The organism is Kitasatospora sp. NPDC001527, from assembly GCF_040298605.1.
Taxonomy (GTDB): domain Bacteria; phylum Actinomycetota; class Actinomycetes; order Streptomycetales; family Streptomycetaceae; genus Kitasatospora.
In genome coordinates this window covers 36,151-54,853 of record NZ_JBEPAM010000052.1, presented here as the reverse complement: position 1 = coordinate 54,853, position 18,703 = coordinate 36,151, and the positions used below count along the sequence as shown (strand labels likewise).

Genomic DNA, 18,703 nt, shown 5'->3' with positions numbered 1-18,703 from the left:
CCCGCCACCTCCTCCTAACACGTGCCTCTCCCGCCCCCCCCCCCCCCCGGGGGGGGGCGCCCCCCCCCCCCCCCCCCCGAGGGGAGCACCGCCCGATGACCACCACCTGCGAGCCCGCCGACACCCGCACCAAGGACGCCCGCACCCGGGCGGCCGGCCCGGCCGAGGAGGAGCTGCCGACCCCGCCGGCCGACGAGGAGGACATCCCCGTCCCGCCCGGCGCACCCAGCGCCCTGCTGCGCTCGCTGCTCGGCCCGCGCCGGGGCCGGATCGCCGCCGCGATGGTGGTGATCCTGCTCCAGCAGGCCGCCCTGCAGTCCGGACCGCTGCTGGTCGCCCTCGCGATGGACCGCGGCATCCCGGCGCTGCGCGACCACGACGCCGGCCCGCTGGTCGCCGTGGTCGCCGCCTACCTGGGCTGCGCGCTGCTCGGCACGCTGTTCCAGTGGACGTTCATCAGGGTCAGCGCCCGGGTCAACCAGGACGTCCTGATGGACCTGCGCGGCCGGATCTTCCGGCACGCCCAGCGGCTCAGCCTGGACTTCCACGAGCGGTACACCTCGGGCCGGATCATCTCGCGCGCCACCAGCGACGTGGAGGCGCTGCGCGAGCTGCTGTCCGAAGGGCTCCAGGAGCTGCTGACGGTCTCCCTGTCGGTCTGCTCCATATCGGTGATCCTGCTGGTGCTGGACTGGCAGCTCGGCCTGGCCGCGCTGCTCGCCTTCCTCCCGCTGGCCCTGATCACCCAGTCGTTCCGGCGCCGCTCGCGACTGGTCTACCGGCGCTCGCGCACCGCGGCGGCCTCGCTGATCGTCCGCTTCACCGAGACCATGAACGGCATCCGCCCGGTGAAGGCGTTCCGCCGCGAGCGGACCAACGACGCCGCCTTCGGCGTGGTGAACCGGCAGTCGGCCGACGCCACCGCGGACAGCCTGCTGGAGGTCGCCCGGTACGGGGGCCTGTCCCGGATGACGGCCAACATCTGGACCACCGGCGTGGTGGTGCTCGGCGCGTACCTGGTCACCGACGGCTCGGTCGAGCTGGGCGTGCTGACCGCCTTCGTGCTCTACCTGCACCGGCTGTTCGAGCCGATCGACCAGCTGGCGATGTTCCTGAACAGCTACCAGTCGGCCGCCGCCGCGCTGGAGAAGATCGCCGGCCTGCTCGCCCACGAGCCCACCGTGGCCGAGCCGGCCGCGCCCACGGAGCTGCCGGCCTCGACGATCAAGGGCCGGGAGGTGCACTTCGAGAAGACCCGGTTCGCCTACCGGACCGGCAAGGAGGTGCTGCCGCCGTTCGACCTGCTGCTGCCGGCCGGGCAGACCGTCGCCGTGGTCGGCGCGACCGGCGCGGGCAAGTCGACGGTGGCCAAGCTGCTCGCCCGGTTCTACGACCCGACCGAGGGCCGGATCACCCTGGACGGGGTGGACCTGCGCGAGCTGTCCGGCCCGGAGCTGCGGCGCGGGGTGGTGATGGTGACCCAGGAGTCCTTCCTGTTCTCCGGCACGGTCGCCGAGAACATCGCCATCGGCCGTCCGGGTGCCGAGCGCGCCGAGATCGAGGCGGCCGCGAAGGCGATCGGCGCGCACGACTTCATCGCCGAGCTGCCGGACGGCTACGACACCGACGTGCGCAAGCGCGGCGGGCGGATCTCGGCCGGCCAGCGGCAGCTGGTCGCCTTCGCCCGCGCGCTGCTCGCCGACCCGGCGGTGCTGATCCTGGACGAGGCCACCAGCTCGCTGGACGTGCCCGGCGAACAGGCGGTGCAGCAGGCGATGCGCACCGTGCTGGCCGGCCGGACGGCCGTGATCATCGCCCACCGCCTCTCCACCGTGGAGATCGCGGACCGGGTGCTGGTGATGGACCAGGGCCGGATCGTCGAGGACGGCACCCCGCGCGAGCTGATCGACCGCGAGGGACGCTTCGCCCAGCTGCACCGGGCCTGGCGGGACAGCCTGGTCTGACCGCCGACACTCCACAGGTAAGAGACCCAGGGCCCTTTCGTCCATTACCGAAAGGGCCTATGGTCGTTCCCGGGGCCCATCGGCCCGGCCCACAGGCCCGCCTCACCCACCCGCCCCACCCACGCCTCACGAAGGGGAGCGACCATGGTCGACCGTCACCACTGGGAGCAGTGGCAGCGCAGCTGGGACCGCCAGCAGGAGTGGTACCTGCCCGACCGCGAGGAGCGGTTCCGGGTGATGCTCGACCTCGTCGAGGCGGTGACCGGGCCCGCCCCGCGCGTCCTCGACCTCGCCTGCGGCACCGGCAGCATCACCGAGCGCCTGCTCGCCCGGCTGCCCGGCGCCACCAGCGTCGGCGTCGACCAGGACCCCGCGCTGATGGCCATCGCCCGCGGCGTCCTCGGCGAGGACGAGCGGTTCACCCTGGTCACCGCCGACCTCAAGGACCCGCGGTGGGCCGACGCCCTGCCGCCGGGCCCGTTCGACGCGGTGGTGACCGCCACCGCGCTGCACTGGCTGCCCGGCACCGCCCTGGTCCGGCTCTTCGGCGACCTGGCCGGCCTGCTCCGCCCCGGCGGGGTGTTCCTCAACGCCGACCACATGCCCGACCCGGCGATCCCGCTGCTCAACACCGCCGAACGGACCCTGCGGCACGGGCGGCAGGAGCGCGAGAAGGCCGAGGGCGTCCTGGACTGGGAGGGCTGGTGGCTCGCCGCCGCGGCCGACCCGCTGCTCACCGAGCAGGTGGCCGCCCGCAACCGGCTGTACGGCTCGCACGCCGACGGCGAGTCCCACCCGACCGGCTGGCACGTCGAGCGGCTGCGGGAGGCCGGCTTCGCCGAGGCCGGGGTGGCCTGGCGCTCGGTCACCGACGCCCTGGTGGCCGCCGTGCGGTAGGTGGGGCGGGCGGGGCGCCGGCCGGACCGGCGCCCCGCCCCTTCCGAAAGCCGGCTCAGCGCAGCAGCCCGGCGTCCATCCCCGCCGCCTCCGGCGGCAGCGCCACCAGGCCCAGCTCGGCGGGCGAGGCCAGCCGGCGGTGGGCGGGCAGCACCCGCACGGTGTAGCCGAACGGCCCGGTGCGGCAGAGCTCCAGGGAGCCCTCGTACCTGGTCCGCCCGTCCAGGTCGGGCCCGCCGACCGGCTTGAGGGCGAGCAGGCAGGCGTCGGAGATCCGGTCCGACTCGTCGACCCGGCCGGAGACCGCCTGCACCTCGACGTCGGCCGGCTGCAGGGTGCCGAGCGCCACCTGCACCCGCAGCGCCAGCGCGCTGCCCAGCTCCTGCGCCTCGTCCGGGGAGTCCGCCTCGACGTGCTCCACCCGGACGGCCGGCCAGGCCTCGCGCACCTTCGCCTTCCACTCGGCCAGCTCGTGGGCGGCCCGGAACGCGCCCGTCCCGGCCAGCTCCCGCTGGGCCAGCGCGGCCGGGGCGTAGAGCCGTTCGACGTACTCGCGCACCATCCGCCCGGCCAGCACCTTGGGCCCGAGGGTGACCAGGGTGTGCCGGACCATGGCGATCCACCGGTGCGGCAGGCCGTCCGAGCCCCGGTCGTAGAACCGGCCGGCCACCTGCTCCTCGATCAGGTCGTAGAGCGCGGCGGCCTCGATGTCGTCGCGCCGCTCGGCCTCCCGGCTGTCCGGGTCGAGCACCCGCTCGCCGGTGTCGGCGGTGGGGATCGCCCAGCCGTTCCGGCCGTCGAACCACTCGTCCCACCAGCCGTCCAGCACCGACAGGTTGAGGCAGCCGTTGAGCGCCGCCTTCATCCCTGAGGTGCCGCAGGCCTCCAGCGGGCGCAGCGGGTTGTTCAGCCAGACGTCGCAGCCGGGGTAGAGGCGCCGGGCCATCGCCATGTCGTAGTCCGGCAGGAAGACGATCCGGTGCCGGACGGCGGGGTCGTCGGCGAAGGCGACCATCTGCTGGATCAGCCGCTTGCCGCCGTCGTCGGCCGGGTGGGCCTTGCCGGCGACCACGATCTGCACCGGCCGGGTCGGGTGCAGCAGCAGCGCGCGCAGCCGCTGCGGGTCGCGGAGCATCAGGGTGAGCCGCTTGTAGGAGGGCACCCGGCGGGCGAAGCCGATGGTGAGCACGTCGGGGTCGAGCACCGAGGAGACCCAGCCGAGTTCGGCCTCCCCGGCCCCGCGCTGGCGCCAGGAGGCGCGCAGCCGGTCGCGGACCTCGTCGACCAGCTGGGCGCGCAGGGTGCGGCGCAGGTCCCAGATCTCGGTGTTGCCGATCCTCTCCAGCCCGGTCCAGCGCTGGGTGTCGCCGGTGGTCATGGCCTCCTCGGCGCGGTCGGCGCCGATCTCGGCGGCGCCGAGCCGCACGACGGCCGGGTCGATCCAGGTGGCGGCGTGCACGCCGTTGGTGACCGAGGTGATCGGCACGTCGGCGGGGTCGAAGCCGGGCCAGAGGCCGTTGAACATCGAGCGGCTGACCTCGCCGTGCAGGGTGGAGACGCCGTTGGCGCGCTGGGCGAGCCGCAGGCCCATGGCGGCCATGTTGAACAGCTTGGGGTCGCCACCGCGCCAGGTCTCGGCGCCGAGCGCGAGCACCTGCTCGACCGGGACGCCGGGCAGCGCGGTGTCGCCGCCGAAGTGCCGGGCGACCAGCTCGCGGTCGAAGCGGTCGATGCCGGCCGGGACGGGCGTGTGGGTGGTGAACAGGGTGCCGGCCCGGACCGCCTCCAGGGCGGCGGCGAAGTCGAGGCCGGCGTCGGCGACCAGTTCGCGGATCCGCTCGACGCCGAGGAAGCCGGCGTGGCCCTCGTTGGTGTGGAAGACCTCGGGGGCGGGGTGGCCGGTGAGCCGCTGGTAGGCGCGCACCGCCCGGACGCCGCCGATGCCCAGCAGCATCTCCTGGAGCAGCCGGTGCTCGCTGCCGCCGCCGTAGAGGCGGTCGGTGACGTCGCGCTCGGCGGGCGAGTTGGCCTCGATGCCGGAGTCGAGCAGCAGCAGCGGGACGCGGCCGACCTGGGCCTTCCAGATGTGCGCGGCCAGGGTGCGGCCGCCGGGCAGGGCGAGGTCGACCCGGCTGGGGGTGCCGTCGGCCTCGCGGAGCAGGGTGACGGCCAGCTCGTCCGGGTCCAGCAGCGGGTAGCGCTCCTGCTGCCAGCCGTCCCGGTCCAGGGACTGCCGGAAGTAGCCGTGCCGGTAGAAGAGGCCGACGCCGATGACCGGGACGCCGAGGTCGCTGGCGGCCTTGAGGTGGTCGCCGGCCAGGATGCCGAGGCCGCCGGAGTACTGGGGCAGCGCGGCGGCGATGCCGTACTCGGGCGAGAAGTAGGCGATGGCGGCGGGCAGCGGGGCGGCGGCCTGCTGCCCGGCGCTCTGGTACCAGCGCGGGCCGGCCAGGTACTCCCGCAGGTCGTCGGCGAGGTCGCCGAGCCGGCGCAGGAACCGGCGGTCGGCGGCGAGCGCGACGAGCCGGGCGGCGGGCACCTCCCCGAGCAGTCGCACCGGGTCCTCGCCCGTCGCGGCCCAGACGTCCGGGTCCACGGACCGGAAGAGGTCCCGGGTCTCGGGGTGCCAGGACCAGCGCAGGTTGAGGGCCAGCTCGTGCAACGGCTGGAGTTGTTCGGGCAGGACGGTGCGGACGGTGAATCTGCGGATTGCCTTCACGGCGTGAAGCGTAGCCTCGGCGGATGGCATGATGGTGCGTCAGTTGGGCTATTCGGCATCCGTTCGGCCTATTGATGAGATCGCATTCGGCGCATTGGTCTGCACGGGGGGCGCGCGAGGCGCACTTTCGGCGGGGCCGCGCCACCAATGCGTGAACACCGTGGAACAGATCCATTTCCGCCGGCGGGTCCGCGGCCGATCGGCGCTGAAACTCCTCGCGTACCGCTGCGGAATCGGGGCCACCGGTGCGAGGATGAAGCACGGTCGTTGATGCTGCGGGGTGTGCGGAGACGGGTGGCGTTCCCCCGCGAAGCAGCACGTCCGAATCCTTTTCGCGTTGACCGTTCCTCATCCTGATTGGTCCATTCGGCGCCCATCGCGGACCGCCGCGTGTCCTCGGTCCCGCCCTGCTCGTTCACGGGTGGGTCGGGTCGTCCGAGGGCACGCCCGGAGAGGCGTGCGCCGGAACGCGCGCGGGCTCTCGGGCCCTGTGCCACGGGCCGAGCAGGAGCGGGGCAGGTTGCCCGGAACGGCGGCGCGGGCAGGCTTCCGGTCGCACGTCCTCCCCACCCAGTAGTCCTCCCGGTACTCCCCTGGCCACACCGGCCCGCGGGAGCTGCCGCCGATCTCGGGCAGGAGTTTGGCATGCACGGCGACACGCGGGACCAGTCCACACCGGTGGCCGACACCCTCGACGCAGCGGTCGCGGAATCCGCCGGACGGATGGATTCTGACACTCGGACAGACGCGGCGATGCCGGGGCCCAGGGGTGCCGTGGCTATGCGTACGGAGCGACCGGACGAACCGGCCCGGCAACCCGGGGCCGAGGAGGGCCGGCCCCACCGGGCAGAGACCCCGCGCAAGCGCACCACCACCCGCCGCAGCGCGAGCACCGCCACCCCTTCGGCCGCGCAGGCCGAGGGCGCCGCACCGGAGCGGACCGCGGCCGCGCGGACCGCCGCCGGGCACGCCCGTGCCAAGCCCGCGGCCCCCCGCAAGACCGCCGCCCGCAAGACGACAGAGAGCGACACCGTGATCGGCCGCATCCCCGTCCTGGACGTCAGCCCCCTCGTAGACGCCGGCCGCCGCCCGGCCAAGGCCGTGGTCGGCGAGACCTTCCGGGTCTGCGCCACCGTGTTCCGCGAGGGCCACGACGCGGTCGGCGCCAACGTCGTGCTGCGCGACCCGCGCGGGCGCAGCGGCCCGTGGACGCCGATGCGCGAGCTGGCCGAGGGCAGCGACCGCTGGGGCGCGTACGTCACCCCGACCGCCCCCGGCCGCTGGTCGTACCTGGTGGAGGCGTGGTCCGACCCGGTGGCCACCTGGCGCAGGACCGCCTCGGTCAAGCTGCCGGCCGGGATCGACACCGCGCTCGTCCTGGAGGAGGGCGCCCAGCTGCTGGAGCGCGCGGCCACCGGGGTGCCGAAGAAGGACGGCCGGGCGGTGGTGCTGGCCGCCGCGCAGGCGCTGCGCGACCCGGGCCTGCCGCCGCTGTCCCGGCTGGCCGCCGCGCTCGCCCCGGAGGTGCAGGAGCTGCTCGGCCGCTTCCCGCTGCGCGAACTGGTGAGCGCCTCCCGGCCGGCGCCGCTCCAGGTGGACCGGGAGCGCGCGCTGTTCGGCTCCTGGTACGAGTTCTTCCCCCGTTCAGAGGGCGCGGTGGTCGACCCGGCCGGGGTGGAGCCGCCCCGCTCGGGCACCCTGCGGACCGCCGCCGAGCGGCTGCCGGCGATCGCCGCGATGGGCTTCGACGTGGTCTACCTGCCGCCGGTCCACCCGATCGGGCGAGCCTTCCGCAAGGGCCCGGACAACACCCTGACGGCCGGTCCGCACGACGTCGGCTCGCCGTGGGCGATCGGCTCGCCGGAGGGGGGCCACGACGCCGTCCACCCGGACCTCGGCACCATCGAGGACTTCGACCACTTCGTGGCCGAGGCCGCCGCGCTGCACCTGGAGGTGGCGCTGGACTTCGCGCTCCAGTGCTCGCCGGACCACCCGTGGGTCAACAAGCACCCGGAATGGTTCAGCCACCGCGCGGACGGCACCATCGCCTACGCCGAAAATCCGCCGAAAAAATATCAGGATATTTATCCGATCAACTTCGACCAGGACATGGACGGAATCGTCAAGGAGACGATCCGGGTCCTCCGGTTCTGGATGGCGCACGGCGTACGGATCTTCCGGGTCGACAACCCGCACACCAAACCGGTGGTCTTCTGGGAGCGGGTGCTCGCCGACATCGCCCGCACCGACCCGGACGTCCTGTTCCTCGCCGAGGCCTTCACCCGCCCCGCGATGATGCACACCCTGGGGAAGATCGGATTCCACCAGTCGTACACGTACTTCACCTGGCGCAACAGCAAGGCGGAACTCACCGAGTACCTCACCGAGCTGGCCGGCGAGACGGCCTCGTACATGCGGCCCAACCTCTTCGCCAACACCCCGGACATCCTGCACGCCTTCCTCCAGCACGGCGGCCCGGCCGCCTTCGCGATCCGCGCCGTGCTGGCCGCCACCCTCTCCCCCAGCTACGGCGTGTACGCCGGCTTCGAGCTCCACGAGAACGAGCCGGCCCACCCCGGATCCGAGGAGTACCTGCACTCGGAGAAGTACGAACTGCGCCCCCGGGACTGGAGCCGCACCGACACCCTCGCCCCGCTGCTCACCGTCCTGAACCGGCTGCGCCGCCGTCACCCGGCCCTCCAGCAGCTGCGTTCGCTGCGCTTCCACCCCACCGACAACGACCAGGTGCTCGCCTACTCCAAGACCGCCCTGACACCCGACGGCCTCACCGACCACCTCATCACCGTGGTCAACCTGGATCCCCACCACGCCCAGGAGGCCACCGTCACCCTGGACGGGGACGGGCCGTACGCGGTCCACGACGAGCTCACCGGTGCCGCCTACACGTGGGGCCGGCACAACTACGTCCGGCTCGACCCCTCCGCCGAGCCGGCCCACCTCCTCACGGTTCGGAGGAACCCAGCGTGACAGTGAACGAGCCCGTCCCCGACACCTTCCCCGAGACCTCCGAGAAGAACCTGGACCCGGAGTGGTTCAAGCGCGCGGTCTTCTACGAGGTGCTGGTGCGGTCCTTCCAGGACAGCAACGGCGACGGGGTCGGGGACCTCAAGGGGCTCACGTCCAAGCTCGACTACCTGCAGTGGCTCGGCGTCGACTGCCTCTGGCTGCCGCCGTTCTTCGCCTCGCCGCTGCGCGACGGCGGCTACGACGTGTCCGACTACAAGGCGGTGCTCCCGGAGTTCGGCGACCTCGCCGACTTCATGGAGTTCGTGGACGCCGCGCACGCCCGGGGCATGCGCGTGATCATCGACTTCGTCATGAACCACACCAGCGACCAGCACCCGTGGTTCCAGGCCTCCCGGGAGGACCCGGACGGCCCGTACGGCGACTTCTACATGTGGGCCGACGACGACAAGCAGTACCCCGACGCCCGGATCATCTTCGTCGACACCGAGACCTCCAACTGGACCTACGACCCGGTGCGCAAGCAGTACTTCTGGCACCGGTTCTTCTCCCACCAGCCGGACCTCAACTACGACAACCCCCGGGTCCAGGACGAGATGATCGCCGGGCTGCGGTTCTGGCTCGACCTCGGCATCGACGGGTTCCGGCTGGACGCGGTGCCGTACCTGTTCGCCCGCGAGGGCACCAACTGCGAGAACCTGCCGGAGACGCACGAGTTCCTCCAGCGGGTCCGCAAGGAGATCGACGCCAACTACCCGGACACCGTGCTGCTCGCCGAGGCCAACCAGTGGCCGGAGGACGTCGTCGACTACTTCGGCGACTTCGCCTCCGGCGGCGACGAGTGCCACATGGCGTTCCACTTCCCGGTGATGCCGCGGATCTTCATGGCGGTCCGCCGGGAGTCCCGCTACCCCGTCTCGGAGATCCTCGCCAAGACACCCAACATCCCGCACGGCTGCCAGTGGGGCATCTTCCTGCGCAACCACGACGAGCTGACCCTGGAGATGGTCACCGACGAGGAGCGCGACTACATGTACGCGGAGTACGCCAAGGACCCGCGGATGCGCGCCAACGTGGGCATCCGCCGGCGGCTCGCCCCGCTGCTGGAGAACGACCGCAACCAGATCGAGCTCTTCACCGCCCTGCTGCTCTCCCTGCCCGGCTCACCGGTGCTCTACTACGGGGACGAGATCGGCATGGGGGACAACATCTGGCTGGGCGACCGGGACGGCGTCCGGACCCCGATGCAGTGGACCCCGGACCGCAACGCGGGTTTCTCCTCCGCCGACCCGGGCAGGCTCAGTCTGCCGCCCATCATGGATCCGGTGTACGGCTATCAGGTGACCAACGTCGAGGCGCAGCAAAGCAGTTCGAGTTCGCTGCTGCACTGGACGCGTCGCATGATCGAGATCCGCAAGCTCAACCCGGCGTTCGGCCTCGGCACCTACACCGAACTGCCCTCCAGCAACCCCGCGGTGCTGGCCTTCGTGCGCGAGCACGAGGGGGACCTGGTCATGTGCGTGAACAACTTCTCCCGCTTCGCGCAGCCGACCGAACTGGACCTGAGGCAGTACGGCGGACGGAACCCGGTCGAGCTGATCGGCGGGGTGCGCTTCCCCTCGATCGGCGAGTGGCCGTACCTGCTCACCCTCGCCGGCCACGGCTTCTACTGGTTCCAGCTCCGCCAGCCCCCCAGGCTGAGCGGAACCAGGCGATCGAAGTAACGATCCGGCACCCTGCCGCAGACCCCTCCGAAGCCTCCGGGGGCGCGAGTTCTCACCCCGCGCCCCCGGTCGTCTCTGCACCACCGCGTACGGAGAACAGCCCAACGGCCACCCACACGAAGGCGTGACACCCGGGCCCACCGCTCGCGTGCCGCGCCGCCGCGCCGCCGCAATCCGGAAGACTGACGGACCCGGCCAGACCCGTCGGGCGGTCCGCCCAGCTCCTCCGGGGAAAGGGAGTCATGTCCGAAACCTCCCGTTCGCAGGCCCCCCTGCACCGTGACGCCCCCGCCGCCACCGCGGCGGCCGCCCCGCGGGGCACCGGGGTCCGGAGGACCGCCCTGGGGGTCAGCGAACTCGTCCAGGCGGCGCTGCCGCTGATCGCCGAGTGGCTCCCCACCCAACGCTGGTACGCCGGGAAGGGCCGGCCGATCACCGGTCTGGTCCCCGTGGTCGGCACCCCCCTGCAGGTCGGCGACCCCGCCCTGCTGCACCTGCTGCTCCGGGTCGAGCACGCCACCACCGGCGCACCGCAGGGCGACCTGTACCAACTGCTGCTCGGCATCCGCTCGCAGGGCCCGACCGTCATCGAACCGGCCGCCGTCCTCGGCCGGCTCACCCAGGGCCCGTACGACGGGGCGGCGCTCTACGACGCGGTGCACGACCCGGAGCTCACCGGGCGGCTGCTGGAGCACCTGGCCACCGGCGACCGGTTCGGCTCGCTGTCCTTCCGCCGCACCCCCGGCTCCGGACTGCCCACCAACCTGCCCGGCCGCGCCTCCACCGCCGAGCAGTCCAACAGCTCGGTCATCTACGGCACCTCGTACATCCTGAAGCTGTTCCGCCGCGTCCACCCCGGCACCAACCCCGACCTCGAACTGTCGCTCGCGCTCTCCCGGGCCGGCTCGACCCGCATCCCCCGGGTCGCCGCCTGGTTCGAGAGCCGCCTGGAGCGCGCCGAGCCGGCCACCCTCGGGCTGCTCCAGCGCTACCTCCCCGAGGCCGAGGACGGCTGGGAGCTCGCCCTCGACCAGGTCGGCCGGCTCAAGGGCGACCCGTCGCCGGGCAACTTCGCGATCGAGGCGCACCGGCTCGGCCGGGCCACCGCCGAGGTGCACCGGGTGCTCGCCCGCTCGATGCCGGTCGCCCGGCTTGACCGCACCCAGACCCGGCAACTGGCCGCCGCGATGGCCGACCGGCTGGACGGCGCGGTGAGCGCCGTCCCCGGGCTGACGCGCTACCGCGGCGCGCTGCGCTCGGCCTTCGGGCAGATGGCCGACGCCCACCCGGACGGCCTGCCGGTCCAGCGGATCCACGGCGACCTGCACCTCGGCCAGGCGATGCGCACCCCGCACGGCTGGGTGCTGCTGGACTTCGAGGGCGAGCCGGCCAAGTCGGTCGCCGAGCGGCGCGAGCCGCAGACCGCGCTGCGGGACGTCGCCGCGATGCTCCGCTCCTTCGACTACGCCGCCGCCCACCTGCTGGCCGGCGGGCCGCCGGACCCGGAGCTGGCGCACCTGGCCGCCGCCTGGGCGCAGCGCAACCGCACCGCCTTCTGCGCCGGCTACACCGCGGGCGGCGGCACCGACCCGGCCGCCTCGCCGGAGCTGATGCGCGCGCTGGAGATCGACAAGGCGGTCTACGAGGTGGTGTACGAGGCCCGGCACCGGCCGAGCTGGCTGCCGATCCCGCTCGCCGCGATCAACCGGCTGGCCCTCACCGTCTGACGTCCCCCGTCCCTCCCCCCGCTCCGAGAGAGGTCCTCGCCGTGACGCCGCTCGACCCGCCAGGCCGCACCACCCGCCCCGTGCCGGCCACCTTCCTGGCCGGCCCGGACTCCCCGAAGCGTGAGCCCGCGACCGACCGGCGGGCCGAGCCGGCGCCCGCCCCCGGAGCCGCCGAGCCGGCGCCCGCCGCGCCCGCGGGGGCGCTGCGGCTGCCCGAGGCGCCGCTGCCGCCCGGCGAGGTGGACCGGCTGGTCGGCGGCCAGCACCACGACCCGCACGCCCTGCTCGGCGCCCACCCGGTGCACGGCGGCACCGCGATCCGGGTGCTGCGCCCGTTCGCCGAGCGGGTCGTGGTGGAGACCGGGCAGGGGCCCGTCGAACTCACCCACCAGCAGGGCGGCCTGTTCACCGGCCTGCTCGCCGCGCCGCAGGCGCCCGACTACCGGCTGCTGGTCAGCTACCCGGGCGGCGAGCCGATCCGCCAGCACGACGGCTACCGCACCCCGCCCACCCTCGGCGAGCTCGACCTGCACCTCATCTCCGAGGGCCGGCACGAGCAGCTCTGGAAGGCCCTCGGCTCGCACCTGCGCACCGTGGACGGCGTGCCCGGCACCGCGTTCGCCGTCTGGGCGCCGAACGCCGTGGGCGTGCGGCTGATCGGCGACTTCAACCACTGGGACGGCACCGGCCACCCGATGCGCTCGCTCGGCTCCTCCGGCGTCTGGGAACTGTTCGTCCCGGACCTCGGCGAGGGCGCCCAGTACAAGTACGAGATCCACACCCGGCAGGGCTGGGTGCTCGACAAGGCCGACCCGCTCGCCCGCGCCGCGCAGGTCCCGCCCGGCACCGCCTCGGTCGTCACCGCTTCCGCCCACCGGTGGCAGGACGGCGAGTGGATGGCCCGCCGGGCGCGCACCGCGCACCACCGCGCGCCGATGTCGGTGTACGAGCTGCACCTGCCGTCCTGGCGCCCCGACCTCACCGACTACCGTGCCATCGCCGCCGAACTCCCCGGTTACCTGAAGGAGCTGAACTTCACCCACGTGGAGTTCATGCCGGTCATGGAGCACCCGTTCGGCGGCTCCTGGGGCTACCAGGTGTCCGGCTACTACGCGCCCACGGCCCGGCTCGGCAGTCCGGACGACTTCCGCTTCCTGGTCGACACCCTGCATCAGCACGGCATCGGCGTGATCGTCGACTGGGTGCCGGCGCACTTCCCCAAGGACGACTTCGCGCTCGCCCGCTTCGACGGCGAGCCGCTGTACGAGCCGGCCGACCCGCTGCGCGCCGAGCACCCGGACTGGGGCACCCTGGAGTTCGACTACGGCCGGATCGAGGTGCGCAACTTCCTGGTCGCCAACGCGGTCTACTGGTGCGAGGAGTTCCACGTCGACGGCCTGCGGGTGGACGCCGTCGCCTCCATGCTCTACCTCGACTACTCGCGCGACAGCGGCGGCTGGACGCCCAACCGGTTCGGCGGGCGGGAGAACCTCGACGCGGCCGCCTTCCTGCAGGAGATGAACGCCACCGTCTACCGGCGCTGCCCCGGCGTGCTCACCGTCGCCGAGGAGTCCACCGCCTGGGACGGCGTCACCCGGCCCACCGACCAGGGCGGCCTCGGCTTCGGCCTCAAGTGGAACATGGGCTGGATGCACGACTCCCTGGTCTACATGAGCAAGGACCCGGTGCACCGCAAGTACCACCACAACGAGATCACCTTCTCGATGGTGTACGCCTACTCGGAGAACTACATCCTGCCGATCTCGCACGACGAGGTGGTGCACGGCAAGCAGGCACTGGTCGCCAAGATGCCCGGCGACTGGTGGCAGCAGCGCGCCAACCACCGCGCCTACCTGGGCTTCATGTGGGCCCACCCCGGCAAGCAACTGCTCTTCATGGGGCAGGAGTTCGCCCAGGGCTCGGAGTGGCACCACGAGCAGGGCCCGCAGTGGTGGGTGCTCGACGAGCAGTGGCCGGCGCACCAGGAGCACCGGGGCGTACGCCGGCTGGTCCGCGACCTCAACCGGTGCTATCTCGAGAGCCCGGCGCTCTGGGAGCAGGACACCACGCCGGCGGGCTTCCGCTGGCTCGACGGCGGCTGCGCCGAGGACAACCTGCTCTCCTTCGTCCGCCACGCCGCCGACGGCACCCCCCTGGTGGCCGTCTGCAACTTCTCCCCCGTCGTCCGGCACGGCCACCGGGTCGGCCTGCCCGAGCTGACCGGCCGCGACCAGCTGTGGGAGGAGGCCCTCAACACCGACGCCGCGGAGTACGGTGGCAGCGGGACGGCCAACTCCCGTCCGGTGAAGGCCGAGGCGATCGCCTGGAACGGCCAGCCGCGCAGCGCCGAGCTGGTGCTGCCGCCGCTCGCGACCCTCTGGCTCCGCCCGGCGTGACGTTCTAGGCTCCCCGCCTGAGACGTCGGCAGCGGGCGGGGGGCCTTCTGTGGGATTGGTGCTGGGCTGGGGCTATGTCCTGCTGCCGCTGGCCTGTTGGGCGGCACTGGCCCGCACGAGGGTGGTCGGGGTGGTGGTCGCCGCCGTCCTGGCCGCCCTGGCGGTGATCCCGGTCGGGCTGGAGTACGCGTGGTTCCACAGCCGGGCCACCGCCGAGTCCCAGTCCGGCTACCCGCTCGCCGCCGGACTGGTGGTCCTGCTCGGCGCCCTGGCCGAGCGGCGGCGGTACGGGCCCCGGCCCGCCCGGGGCTCCGGCCAGCCGGCCGCCGGGGCGACCATCGCGATCGCCGCCCACTCCCTGGTCGGCCTCGTCATCGGCCTGCTCTACCAGCTGGCCGTCCACGAGCCCTTCTCCCCGGACCGCTCCGAGCTGTCGCTGCCGCCCGGCCTCGCCGTCGCCGAGGACAGCGGCCCTGACCGCAGCTGCGGACTGCACGCCTGCCGCCGCGACCTCCTGGTCGTGAGCACCGGGGGCCTGTCCGTCACCGAGGCGGCACTCCGGCTGCGGGCCCGGCTGGCCGCCGACGGCTGGCGGCCGGGGCCCGGCCCGGGCGAGAGCCTGGTCCACCGGCACGGCTGGCTGCTGGACAAGCGCGTCACCCGGCTGTCCCTCGCCGAGCGGCCCGCCGGGGTGGCCGTGCGGCTCACCGGCCCCGACCGCTTCCCCTGATGACCCGCGGCTCCACCGATGACCTTCGGCCCCTTGCCCCCGCCCGGGCGCTCTGCTCGCGGACGGCCGTTCACGGTGCGAAGGTATGGTCGATATGACCACTTCCTGAGACGACGGGACGGAGAGAGCCGCGTGGCGCGCAGCGTGTACGTGACCGGGATCGACCGCGGGGACGGTCGCCAGGCGGTGGAGCTCGGGGTCATGGAGCTGCTCACCCGCCGGGTGGACCGGGTCGGGGTGTTCCGCCCCCTGGTGCACGCCCAGGCACCGGGCGAGGCCGGCTCGGACCACGTGGTCGAGCTGCTGCGCGCCCGGTACCGGCTGGACCTGCCGGCCACCGAGCTGTACGGCCTCACCTACGAGGAGGCCACCGCGCTGCAGGCCGCGCAGGGGCAGGACGAGCTGGTCTCGGTGCTGGTGGACCGCTTCCACGCGCTGGAGCGGCGCTGCCAGGCGGTCCTGGTGCTGGGCACCGACTTCGCCGGCACCAACATCCCCGACGAGCTGGCCTTCAACGCCCGGCTCGCCAACGAGTTCGGCGCCGCGGTGCTGCCGGTGGTCGGCGGGCACGGCGAGGACGCCGAGACGGTGATCGCCGAGGTCCGCAACGCCCACCGGGCCTACACCGACCTCGGCTGCGAGACCCTGGCGATGATCGCCAACCGGGTCGCCCCCGCCGCCAAGCAGCCGGTCCAGCGCAAGCTCACCGAGAAGCTGCCGATCCCGGCGTACGTCATCCCCGAGGAGCCGGCACTGGCCGCGCCGACCGTCGCCCAGCTGGTCGACGCGACCGGCGCCGAGGTGCTGCTCGGCGACGCGGCCGGGCTGGCCCGGGACGTGCGCGGCTTCGTCTTCGGCGGCGCCATGCTGCCGACCTTCCTGGACGCGCTGACCGAGGGCGCGCTGGTGGTCACCCCCGGGGACCGCGCCGACCTGGTGATCGGCTCGCTGGCCGCGCACGCCGCCGGCGCCCCGCCGATCGCCGGCGTGCTGCTCACCCTGGGCCAGCACCCCGGCCCGAACGTGATGGCGCTGGCCGCCCGGCTGGCCCCCGGCACCCCGGTCGCGGTCGTCCCCGAGGGCAGCTGGCTCACCGCCGCCGCCCTCACCCACCTGGAGGGCAAACTCTCCGCGGCCAGCCCGCGGAAGGCCGAGACCGCCCTCGGCCTGTTCGAACTGCACGTCGACACCGACGAGTTGACCAAGCTGATCGAGGTCGGCCGGTCCGAGCGGGTGACCCCGATGATGTTCGAGCACGAGCTGCTGGAGCGGGCCAGGGCGGGCCGCCGGCACGTCGTGCTGCCGGAGGGCACCGAGGAGCGGGTGCTGCGCGCCGCCGAGATCCTGCTGCGCCGCAACATCTGCGACCTCACCCTGCTCGGCGAGGCCGACGCCGTTCGCCGCAAGGCCGCGGCCCTGGGCATCGACCTGCCGACGGAGGAGCCCGGCGCCGACCGCGCCCAGGTGCGGATCGTCGACCCGGCGACCAGCCCGCTGCGCCGCCAGTTCGCCGAGCTGTACGCCAAGCTGCGGGCGCACAAGGGCATGACCGTCGAGCTGGCCCTGGACGTGGTCACCGACGTCTCCTACTTCGGCACCCTGATGGTGCAGGAGGGCATCGCCGACGGCATGGTCTCCGGCGCGGTGCACTCCACCGCCGCCACCATCCGGCCCGCCTTCGAGGTGATCAAGACCTCGCCGGGCGCGTCCATCGTCTCCAGCGTCTTCTTCATGTGCCTGGCGGACAAGGTGCTGGTCTACGGCGACTGCGCGGTCAACCCCGACCCGGACGCCCAGCAGCTCGCCGACATCGCCATCCAGTCGGCCGCCACCGCCGCCCAGTTCGGCGTCGAGCCGAGGGTCGCGATGCTCTCCTACTCGACCGGCACCTCCGGCTCCGGCGCGGACGTCGACAAGGTCCGCAAGGCCACCGAGCTGGTGCGCGAGCTGCGCCCGGACATCCTGGTCGAGGGGCCGATCCAGTACGACGCCGCGGTGGACACGCACGTCGCGGCGACCAAGCTGCCGGGCTCGCCGGTGGCCGGCCGGGCGACCGTCCTGATCTTCCCGGACCTCAACACCGGCAACAACACCTACAAGGCGGTCCAGCGCTCGGCCGGGGCGGTCGCCGTCGGGCCGGTGCTCCAGGGGCTGCGCAAGCCGGTCAACGACCTGTCGCGCGGCGCACTGGTCCAGGACATCGTCAACACGGTGGCGATCACCGCCATCCAGTCGCAGGAGCGCGGGTCGGGGCCGCGCGCCGAAGGGGGCACGGCATGAGTGCGGGTACGCGGGTCCTGGTGCTGAACGCCGGCTCCTCGTCGGTGAAGTACCAGCTGATCGACATGCTGGACGGCGACCGGCTCGCCTCCGGGCTGGTCGAGCGGATCGGCGAGGCCGGCGGCCGGCTGGTGCACACCCCGCGCGGCGGGCCGGAGCGGGAGACCGTCCAGGCTTTCCCCGACCACGGCGCGGCCCTCAAGGCGGTCGCCGAGGAGCTGGCCGCCGACGGCCTCGGGCTGGACTCGCCCGAGCTGGCCGCGATCGGCCACCGGGTGGTGCACGGCGGGCTGCGGTTCACCGAGCCGACCGTGATCACCGACGACGTGCTCAAGGAGATCCGCCGGCTGATCCCGGTGGCGCCGCTGCACAACCCGGCCAACATCACCGGCATCGAGGTGGCCCGCGCGCTGCGGCCCGACCTGCCGCAGGTGGCCGTCTTCGACACCGCCTTCCACGCCTCGATGCCCGAGTACGCGGCCCGGTACGCGATCGACAAGGCGGTGGCCGACGAGCACCGGGTGCGCCGCTACGGCTTCCACGGCACCTCGCACCAGTACGTCTCGCGGGCCACCGCGCGGCTGCTCGGCAAGGACCCGGCCGAGGTCAACGTGATCGTGCTGCACCTGGGCAACGGCGCCTCCGCCTCGGCGGTGAGCGGCGGGCGCTGCGTCGACACCTCGATGGGCCTGACCCCCCTGGAAGGTCTGGTGATGGGCACTCGTTCGGGTGACATCGACGCGGGCGTGGTCTTCCACCTGCACCGGGTGGGCGGGCTGTCGATCGACGGGATCGACGACCTGCTCAACCGCCGCAGCGGCCTGCTGGGCCTGTGCGGCGACAACGACATGCGCGAGATCATGCGCCGCGCCGACGAGGGCGACGCGGACGCGAAGCTGGCCTTCGACACGTACGTCCACCGGGTGCGCAAGTACATCGGCGGGTACTACGCGGTGCTCGGCCGGGTGGACGCGATCGCCTTCACCGCGGGTGTCGGGGAGAACGCGGCACCGGTGCGGGCGGCCGCCGCGGCCGGGCTGGAGGAACTGGGCATCGCCGTCGACCCCGAACTCAACTCGGTACGCTCGCGCGAGCCGAGGATCATCTCCCCCGCGCTGCTGCCCTCGGGCGGCAGGGCGCGGGTGGCGGTCGCCGTCGTCCCCACCGACGAGGAGCTGGAGATCGCCCGGCAGGCCTTCGCCCTGGTGCACCGGACGTCCGAAAACTGACCCCCCGTCGTCTCGATCCGCGGACTCCTTCGTCGGCGATTCCTCTCCTTTC

The 18,703-nt window shown here is 73.4% G+C and carries 10 protein-coding genes; 9 read left to right on the top strand and 1 reads right to left on the bottom strand.

Annotated elements, in window-relative coordinates; translation table 11 throughout:
- The first annotated feature begins 95 nt into the window (after positions 1–95).
- Together ABT238_RS32525 and ABT238_RS32520 are read left to right on the top strand one after the other, a co-directional pair.
- Entirely contained in the window at positions 96–1,964 is a 1,869-nt protein-coding gene (locus ABT238_RS32525) for an ABC transporter ATP-binding protein (RefSeq protein WP_350562470.1), read from the top strand.
- Between the two features lie 144 nt (positions 1,965–2,108).
- Positions 2,109–2,861, top strand: a complete 753-nt coding sequence (locus tag ABT238_RS32520) for a class I SAM-dependent methyltransferase (protein WP_350562472.1) — start codon at positions 2,109–2,111, stop codon at positions 2,859–2,861.
- A 55-nt stretch (positions 2,862–2,916) separates the two neighbouring features.
- On the opposite strand, the gene glgP is transcribed toward ABT238_RS32520, so the two are convergent.
- Entirely contained in the window at positions 2,917–5,580 is a 2,664-nt protein-coding gene (glgP, locus tag ABT238_RS32515) for an alpha-glucan family phosphorylase (protein ID WP_350562474.1), read from the bottom strand.
- A gap of 1,032 nt (positions 5,581–6,612) precedes the next feature.
- Between glgP and ABT238_RS32510 the strand changes: the two genes are divergently transcribed.
- The 7 genes from ABT238_RS32510 to ABT238_RS32480 all read left to right on the top strand — a co-directional run bounded on the left by ABT238_RS32510 (position 6,613) and on the right by ABT238_RS32480 (position 18,651).
- Positions 6,613–8,568 carry an alpha-1,4-glucan--maltose-1-phosphate maltosyltransferase gene (locus ABT238_RS32510; protein ID WP_350562786.1) on the top strand — a complete coding sequence of 652 codons (1,956 nt, stop codon included), beginning with the start codon at positions 6,613–6,615 and terminating at the stop codon, positions 8,566–8,568.
- On the top strand, positions 8,565–10,289 hold the full coding sequence (gene treS / locus ABT238_RS32505) for a maltose alpha-D-glucosyltransferase (protein ID WP_350562476.1): 1,725 nt from the start codon (positions 8,565–8,567) through the stop codon (positions 10,287–10,289). The genes ABT238_RS32510 and treS overlap by 4 nt, the downstream gene beginning before the upstream one ends.
- 242 nt (positions 10,290–10,531) lie before the next feature.
- Positions 10,532–12,016 (top strand): maltokinase N-terminal cap-like domain-containing protein, encoded by a 1,485-nt coding sequence (locus ABT238_RS32500; protein WP_350562478.1) that lies wholly within the window; start codon positions 10,532–10,534, stop codon positions 12,014–12,016.
- A gap of 41 nt (positions 12,017–12,057) precedes the next feature.
- The gene (gene glgB, locus ABT238_RS32495; RefSeq protein WP_502891485.1) at positions 12,058–14,412 is read left to right on the top strand and encodes a 1,4-alpha-glucan branching protein GlgB; all 2,355 of its coding nucleotides are present in this window, start codon (positions 12,058–12,060) and stop codon (positions 14,410–14,412) included.
- 49 nt (positions 14,413–14,461) lie between these two features.
- Positions 14,462–15,142: a hypothetical protein gene (locus ABT238_RS32490; RefSeq protein ID WP_350562480.1), complete on the top strand. Its 681-nt coding sequence runs from the start codon at positions 14,462–14,464 to the stop codon at positions 15,140–15,142.
- A gap of 132 nt (positions 15,143–15,274) precedes the next feature.
- Positions 15,275–17,422 carry a phosphate acetyltransferase gene (gene pta, locus ABT238_RS32485; protein ID WP_350802279.1) on the top strand — a complete coding sequence of 716 codons (2,148 nt, stop codon included), beginning with the start codon at positions 15,275–15,277 and terminating at the stop codon, positions 17,420–17,422.
- The gene (locus ABT238_RS32480) at positions 17,419–18,651 is read left to right on the top strand and encodes an acetate kinase (protein WP_350562484.1); all 1,233 of its coding nucleotides are present in this window, start codon (positions 17,419–17,421) and stop codon (positions 18,649–18,651) included. Before pta ends, ABT238_RS32480 begins: the two co-directional genes overlap by 4 nt.
- The last annotated feature ends 52 nt before the right edge of the window (positions 18,652–18,703 follow it).

What these genes read in the sequence shown, in the direction of transcription:
- ABT238_RS32525 (WP_350562470.1), top strand. Translation starts at nt 96, where the DNA reads ATGACCACCACCTGCGAGCCCGCCGACACCCGCACCAAGGACGCCCGC.
- ABT238_RS32520 (WP_350562472.1), top strand. Translation starts at nt 2,109, where the DNA reads ATGGTCGACCGTCACCACTGGGAGCAGTGGCAGCGCAGCTGGGACCGC.
- ABT238_RS32500 (WP_350562478.1), top strand. Translation starts at nt 10,532, where the DNA reads ATGTCCGAAACCTCCCGTTCGCAGGCCCCCCTGCACCGTGACGCCCCC.
- ABT238_RS32480 (WP_350562484.1), top strand. Translation starts at nt 17,419, where the DNA reads ATGAGTGCGGGTACGCGGGTCCTGGTGCTGAACGCCGGCTCCTCGTCG.